The 1,640-nt window shown below is 52.4% G+C and carries 1 protein-coding gene; it reads left to right on the top strand.

Translation table 11 applies throughout. The annotated features are described in order from the left end of the window. The coding region (locus tag D515_RS25920) for a Calx-beta domain-containing protein (RefSeq protein ID WP_039850611.1) at positions 1 to 1,640 on the top strand (1,640 nt) is incomplete at both ends.

Below are 1,640 nucleotides of genomic sequence, written 5' to 3' on the forward strand. Positions count from 1 at the left end.
ACCATTAAAGTGACAGAAAGTGGCGGCGGACGTGATCCGGGTGTTGTCTTCGGCACAACCACTAGCACAGCCACCATCACCGATGCGGCAGACATTCCGAAAGTGGCCAGCATCACTGCTTTCCAAAATGCAGCAGAAGATGGTTGGGTGGGCTGGAACCTCAACATGACCAACACCTCCACCACCAACAGCACGGTGCAGTTGAACTTTAACGACGGTATCCACCAAGCTGATATTGGCAAGGACTATAACGGCAAGGTGCATGTTTACACCCAATCCGGCACCTTCCTGAAAGAAGTCGTACTCAATGCTTCTAACGGTTACAAAGCCAATATCACCATCCCTGCGGGTCAAACTGGCGTGAAAGTCTACGCTGACACCCTCAATGACAATGTCTTCGAGGGGAATGAGACCATCAAGATCCAAGGTGCCGTCATTGGTCAGCAAGGTTGGGTGCAATCCTCTGCTGCCGTCATCACCGATGACGCTGACATTCCGAAAGTCGCCAGCATTACCCATCTGCAAAATGCGGCAGAAGCTGGCTGGGTGGGCTGGAACCTCAACATGACCAACACCTCCACCACCAACAGCACGGTGCAGCTGAACTTCAATGATGGCCTCCATCAGGCTGACTTCGGCGCGGACTACAACGGCAAGGTGCATGTGTACAGCACTTCTGGCGCTTTCCTGCAGGAAGTCGTCCTGAATGCTTCTAACGGCTATAAGGCGAACATCACCGTTCCTGCCGGACATAGTGGCGTGAAAATCTATGCTCAGACCCTCAATGACAGCATCTATGAAGGGAATGAGACCATCAAGATCCAGGGTGCCGTCATCGGTCAGCAAGGCTGGGTTCAGTCTGCCAATGCGGTGATCACTGATGATGAAGCGCCGACTATCGTCACCTCTGTGACCAAGCTGCGTGATGGCGTCGAAGGCAGTACAACCCCAGGCTGGACGGTCAACTTCAATAACCCTGCTGATGAAGCCACCACTGTCAGATTGAACTTCAACGACAGCTATCATCAGGCGAAATTTGGCGAAGATTATTCCGGTAAGGTGTTTATCTACAACCTGGCAGGACAGAAGATTGGTGAAGGCGACATCAACGCGGCCAACAACTACCGCCTCGACATTTCCGTTGCTGCGGGCCAGAGCGGTGTTCGTGTCTATGCTCAGACCCTGAATGACAACGTCTATGAGGGCAACGAGACCATTCAAATCCAGGCGGCTGTCCCAGGTAGACAAGGGTTTGTGCAATCGGCTGAAGCTGTCATCACGGATGAAGCAGACCGTCCAGCATGGAAAATCAGTAATGCGACCACTACTGAAGGTGACTTTTTGGTGTGGGATATCTCTGTGCATACCGCCACAAAAGACAACTCATGGACGAAGATCGAGTTTGCCAATGGCACCGGTACCATCGGTACCGACACAACTGGCGCGACCAACTTCCAGGCTTCTTACGATGGCGGCGTGACTTGGGGAGCCACCAAGTACTATGGTAACCAACTGATCGTGCCTAAGGGCACAACCAGCTTCAAAGTGCGTCTGGCAACCAAAGATGATTCTGTCTATGAAGGCAATGAAACCATCACCATTAAAGTGACAGAAAGTGGCGGCGGACGTGATCCGGGTGT

It is taken from the genome of Grimontia indica, assembly GCF_000333895.2.
In the GTDB taxonomy this organism is placed as follows: Bacteria; Pseudomonadota; Gammaproteobacteria; order Enterobacterales; family Vibrionaceae; genus Enterovibrio; species Enterovibrio indicus.